Origin of the sequence: Nocardia sp. NPDC059764, assembly GCF_042732555.1 — a bacterium.
Taxonomy (GTDB): domain Bacteria; phylum Actinomycetota; class Actinomycetes; order Mycobacteriales; family Mycobacteriaceae; genus Nocardia.
In genome coordinates this window covers 1-5,148 of sequence record NZ_JBHWHH010000291.1, presented here as the reverse complement: position 1 = coordinate 5,148, position 5,148 = coordinate 1, and the positions used below count along the sequence as shown (strand labels likewise).

7 protein-coding genes are annotated in these 5,148 nt (G+C 65.8%); 4 read left to right on the top strand and 3 right to left on the bottom strand.

The annotated features are described in order from the left end of the window. Positions 1-24: 24 nt before the first annotated feature. On the bottom strand, positions 25-165 hold the full coding sequence (locus tag ACFV4K_RS34605; protein WP_379280530.1) for a hypothetical protein: 141 nt from the start codon (positions 163-165) through the stop codon (positions 25-27). Positions 166-171: 6 nt separating this feature from the next. On the opposite strand from ACFV4K_RS34605, the gene ACFV4K_RS34600 reads away from it, so the two are divergent. The 3 genes from ACFV4K_RS34600 to ACFV4K_RS34590 all read left to right on the top strand — a co-directional run bounded on the left by ACFV4K_RS34600 (position 172) and on the right by ACFV4K_RS34590 (position 2,491). Then, positions 172-1,329 carry an acyl-CoA dehydrogenase family protein gene (locus tag ACFV4K_RS34600; protein WP_379280529.1) on the top strand — a complete coding sequence of 386 codons (1,158 nt, stop codon included), beginning with the start codon at positions 172-174 and terminating at the stop codon, positions 1,327-1,329. Positions 1,330-1,410: 81 nt separating this feature from the next. Further along, the gene (locus tag ACFV4K_RS34595; RefSeq protein ID WP_379280528.1) at positions 1,411-1,752 is read left to right on the top strand and encodes a hypothetical protein; all 342 of its coding nucleotides are present in this window, start codon (positions 1,411-1,413) and stop codon (positions 1,750-1,752) included. Next, positions 1,661-2,491, top strand: a complete 831-nt coding sequence (locus ACFV4K_RS34590) for a DUF222 domain-containing protein (RefSeq protein WP_379280527.1) — start codon at positions 1,661-1,663, stop codon at positions 2,489-2,491. Before ACFV4K_RS34595 ends, ACFV4K_RS34590 begins: the two co-directional genes overlap by 92 nt. A 344-nt stretch (positions 2,492-2,835) precedes the next feature. Here ACFV4K_RS34590 and ACFV4K_RS34585 read toward each other — a convergent pair whose 3' ends face one another. Then, a complete protein-coding gene (locus ACFV4K_RS34585) occupies positions 2,836-3,651 on the bottom strand; it encodes an SDR family oxidoreductase (RefSeq protein ID WP_379280526.1) in 816 nt (271 codons plus the stop codon). A 10-nt stretch (positions 3,652-3,661) separates the two neighbouring features. After that, positions 3,662-3,799 (bottom strand): hypothetical protein, encoded by a 138-nt coding sequence (locus ACFV4K_RS34580; protein ID WP_379280525.1) that lies wholly within the window; start codon positions 3,797-3,799, stop codon positions 3,662-3,664. A gap of 300 nt (positions 3,800-4,099) precedes the next feature. Here ACFV4K_RS34580 and ACFV4K_RS34575 point away from each other — a divergent pair, with 300 nt between their 5' ends. Next, a complete protein-coding gene (locus tag ACFV4K_RS34575; protein WP_379280524.1) occupies positions 4,100-5,056 on the top strand; it encodes an AraC family transcriptional regulator in 957 nt (318 codons plus the stop codon). The last annotated feature ends 92 nt before the right edge of the window (positions 5,057-5,148 follow it).

The window sequence follows — 5,148 nt, the reverse complement described above, 5'->3', positions numbered from 1 at the left end:
GATCGAATCCGTCCTCGACCACTCTCACCCGATGTGGATGTGCGCCTCGTACCACTGGGGGCAATCCGAGGAGTCGTACCAGCGGTCATCGCCCTCGAACATGCCGGGACCGGCCGAGGAATGGCCGGGATTCTCTGGTTCGGCGCCGCGATCGTCCACAACCATGGGTCCATGGAACGAGGGCACTACGGTGACGATCATCTGGCATTCGCCGAGCTGGCGAGGGGATTCGTGCGCAAGGAAGTCGCGCCGCACTACCTCGGATGGGAAGAGGCCGGGATCGTGCCGCGATCGGTGTTCGCGCGGGCCGGAGACCTGGGTCTGATCGGATTCGCGGTGCCGCAGAGCTACGGCGGGCTGGGCGTCGCGGACTTCCGGTTCAACCAGATCCTCATCGAGGAATTCATGGAAGCCGACTGCGCGGGAGTCGGCCTGAACTTCGCGCTGCACAATGACATCTGCACGCCGTACCTGGTGGATCTGACGACCGAGGAACAGCGGGAGCGGTGGCTGCCGGGGTTCGTGGCGGGGACCCGGATCGCGGCCATCGGCATGACCGAACCGGGCGCGGGATCGGATGTGGCCGGAATCCGCACGGCGGCAGTCGATATGGGCGATCACTTCGTAGTGAACGGTGCGAAGACGTTCATCACCAACGGCATCAACGCGGATCTGGTGATCACGGCGGTCCGGACCTCCGCCGAACGCCACGCAGGGGTGACCGTGATGGTGCTCGAGCGCGGCATGGAGGGCTTCGAGCGTGGCCGCAACCTCGACAAGCTCGGTCTGCACTCGCAGGACACGGCCGAGCTCAGCTTCACCGATGTCCGGGTGCCCAAGAAGAACGTGCTCGGGGAGGTGGGGCGCGGATTCACCTACCTGATGCGGAACCTCCCCCAGGAACGGATGCAGATTGCCGTCGCCTGCCTGGCGCGAGCCCGGGTCGCCTTGCGGACGACCATCGAATACGTCGGGGAGCGTGAGGCTTTCGGGCAGGCGATCGGGGCGTTCCAGAGCACCAAGTTCACGCTCGCCGACGTGGCTACCGAGGTGTCGGTGGCGGAAGCGTTCATCGACAAGTGCGTGCTGGAGTTGAACGCGGGGCGGTTGACGCCTGCTGATGCCGCCAAGGCCAAGCTGTGGGCCTCGGAGATGGAGTTCCGTTGCATCGACCGGTGCCAGCAGCTGTTCGGAGGCTATGGGTACATGCGTGAGTATCCGATTGCGCGGATGGCTGCGGATGCGCGGATCACTCGGGTGTACGGGGGGACTTCCGAAATCATGCGGGAGATTATCGGGCGGGATTTGCGGCTTACCGAACGGTCGTAATTGTATGGTGGAAATCTGAAAGGCCTTGCTACGCATGGTCATTAGGTCACGGGTGAAGGGTGTAATTGATAGAATAGAGGCATGAAATTGGGCGGGCCGAATCTCAGCGAGGACATCACGGTGGGCGATGCCACCGGTGTGGTGTTCGATGCTGTGGACGTCCTGCTCAATGACTCCCTGGATGCGATCTCGGATGAGGATCTCGTGGAATTGATGCGGGATTGGGAGACCACACGCCGTCGGATGGCCGCGTTCGAGCACAAGCTGGTTCGGGAGATCGAGGCGGCGTCGTGGGCTGACGCTCGGCAAGCAGGGTGTGGACGGGATGTCGGTGATCAGCGCGCAGGTGACGCCCGCGCTGCGTGCTGTGCTGGACCCGATCTTCGCCGGCCTGGCTCGGCCGGGCATGTGCAATGGCGATGATGCTGAAAGCCCGTGGACCACAGAAGGGCTCGACGACGAAGCCCTTGCGGGGTTGGAGCGTGCCGCACGCCGTGATCCTCGTACGGCCGTTCAGCGCAACCACGATGCGCTGCTGGCGTTCCTGCGCCCCGAAATGGGGCCGGAAAACACCGGTCAGCACCGGGGCCTGCCCGTCTCCACGATCATCACCATGTCGCTCGCGGAAGTAGAGGCCACCGCCGGTGTTGCCACCACCGCCTCGGGCGGGACCGTTCCGCTGGAAGAGGCTTTGCAGCTCGCCCAGAAGTCCAAGCCGTTCCTGGCGATCTTCGACCACGCCGGACGCCCCCTGCACCTGGGCCGCACCAAGCGCCTCGCCAATGCCGCCCAGCGCATGGCCTTGATCGCCACCGAACGGGGCTGCACTCGCCCGGGCTGCAGCGCCCCCGCCACCCTGACCCAGGTTCACCACATCACCGAATGGAACAACGGCGGCAAGACCGACATCGAAAACCTGACCCTGGCCTGCGATGCCTGCCACGCCCTGATCCACGACGGACCGGGCGGATGGAAAACCCTTGCCATGCCCAAGGATTCAGAACACGCGGGCCGCACCGGCTGGATACCGCCAGCTCACATCGATCCCAGCCACACCCCGCAGGTCAACGACCGCCACCACGCGGGCGAGCTGATGGCCGCCTCCCTCGCGCGCCTCCGCGACCGCACCCGCTCACCGGTCGAATGGTGGTCACGCCCGTGATGCCAGCCCGAGCCTCACCAAAGGTGGGGCACTCCGGGCTGCGCCCACCACCGTTGCTCATGTCCCGCAGGCGTACGCAAAGCCAATCGGGAGCGTGGTCACCTCGCCTGCCCTACCGCACTGGGGCTGACGCCAAGCCAGGAGCCGTTACCCGCCGATTCCAGCCCACGGACTGCACGGATCACCTTCTACAGAAAAGCCCAACCCCATCCCTTCGTTTTCCCCGGGATGACGCGCGGCCGAGCCGTGAGTGGGTCTGGTAAGTGAGTTGCCTCGCCAGCTCGGCCACCCTCTCCCTTCTCCAGGCGGCTTTTGTCTTTGGTCTCTCTATTGTCTTTGGTCTCTTACCGTTTGAGCCCTTGAGCCGCTGCAATCACACGCTCCATAACGCCCCGCGGAAGCACCCGACGAATCGCGAACATCAATGGCGCATTGCTTCCCACCGCGTACAGCGGCTTCGGCCGATCGGAGTTCACCGCCGCCACAATGGTTTCCGCCACCTGGTCAGGTGCAATGCCTTTGCTCATCTGAGCATCGAGGCGGGCCATGAATTTCGTGAAGTCCGCGGCATGCGGTGACCCATCGGCGATGTACTTGGCCCGACGCTCACTCAGCCCGGTATCGATCTGACCGGGCTCGACGGTAGTGATCCACACACCGAACGGAGACTCCTCGAACCGCGCGGCGGTCGCGAACCCCCGCACGGCCGCTTTGGTCGCCACGTAGGACGAGCGGTAGGGCATCGGAAAGCTCCCGAGCATGGACCCGACCATGACGATCCGCCCATACCCACGCTCACGCATGCCGGGCAACACCGCCTGGGTCAACGCCACAGGCCCGAAGACATTGAGCTGGAACAGTCTTTCGATCGCTTCACGCGGCAGGTCGGACAGCGGCCCGGCCTGGCTCTCCCCGGCATTGTTGATCAGCACATCGATCGCCCCGAGCTCGGCCGTGAACCGCGCTATCGACTCCAGGTCGGTGATATCGAGCGCGCGGTACTCGACGCCCGGCGCCCGGTCGGCCTCGGCGAGATTGTCGGGATTGCGGCTGGTGCCGATCACCTTGTGTCCGCGGGCCGCGAAGGCCGCGGCGGTCGCCTTGCCGATGCCGGAGGACGCGCCGGTGACGACCACGGTGCGGGTCGATGAGCTGCTCATACCGTGCACGTTATCGGGTGCGTCGGCAGCGTGCTTGGCGGCGTTCGGAGGCGCATTCGTCGGTAACCGAGCGAATGCCGAGCCAGATGCCGACGCCGAAGGCGGGGGCCGCGAGCATGGGAAGTAGCAGGATCGCGGTGGAACTCATGGTGGGCAGACCTCGATTGCTGGTCGTCGTCCGAACCGGTTGTGGGTGAATCGCACCGGCGCATCGGCTGTTACGTGACGAATCGTGTTCCGCGCGTCGCGCGCATCACCGCTGCACGATCAAAAATATCGGATGCGCCACACCGGGCGGTCTCTCGTTGATATGTTGCGCCAACCCGATGGGGAACAGACATTTGGGTCGGGAGTAGTCGAAGAGGACAAAGCACACATGCTCGACTGGGATCTAGCCAGGCACACGTCCGGCGTGCACATTCTGACCCGGCTCGCGAATGAGAGAGGGATGCCGGCGGGGGAGTGCCTCGCCGGAGCGGGACTGGCGCCCGAATCGGTGGTCGAACAGACCACGGAAGTGACGGCGCGGCAAGAACTTGCGGTGGTGCGGAATCTCCTCGCCCGGTTCGGCCGGGAACCGGGACTGGGCGTGGAGGCGGGGACGCGATATCACGTGTCGCTGTCGGGACCCTGGGGTCTGGCCCTGCTGGCCAGCCGGACCATGCGGGACGCGATCGTGCTGGCGCCAGGATACGTCGAACTGGCCTTCGCGTTCGGGCAGGTGACGTTCGAGGAAGTGGACGGTGAAGGGCGTCTGCGGTTCGACGACCGGGACGTTCCGGAGGACGTGCGCGGCTTCTTGGCCGAGCGGGTACTGGCCGGAATCCAGATGCTCGGTCGTGAGCTGTACTCGGTGAACCTACCGGTGCGCCGCGTCAGTTTCCGGCACGCCGCACCGCCCGATACCACCCGCTACCGGTCGGTTTTCGGCGTCGAGCCGCTCTTCGGAACCAGCGTCGACGAACTCGCCTTCGACTCCTCCTTCCTGGACGTCGTCCTGCCGCAGCCGACCGAACAGGCCCGCAGCACCTGCGAGCAGACGTGCCAGGAACTGCTGGCGCGCCGCTACGTCCGCTCCGGTTTCGCGGCCGTCGTACGCGGCGTCCTCATTCGCGATCCGGGCGTGATCCCGGATCAGTCGGCCGTGGCGGCCGGGCTGTTCGTCAGCCCGCGCACCCTGTCGCGTCGGCTCAACGAGGAGGGCACCTCGTTCCGCGCCCTGCTCGACGAGGTGCGCCAAGCCCTCTCGGAGGAACTGCTGGACCGCACCGACATGACCACCGAACAGGTGGCGGCCCGCCTGGGCTACGCCGAGGCGGCGTCCTTCATCCGCGCCTTCCGGCGCTGGCAGGGCTGCCCACCGCAGGAGTACCGCGCGCGAGGGCGCACCCCGGAGCTCGTCTAGGGCCTCACCCCTGCGCGGGCAGGAAGCTGCCCGCGTGCAGGGTGGTGCCGAATCCCGGTGCGAATTCACCGTATTCGTAGACGACGCGGCCG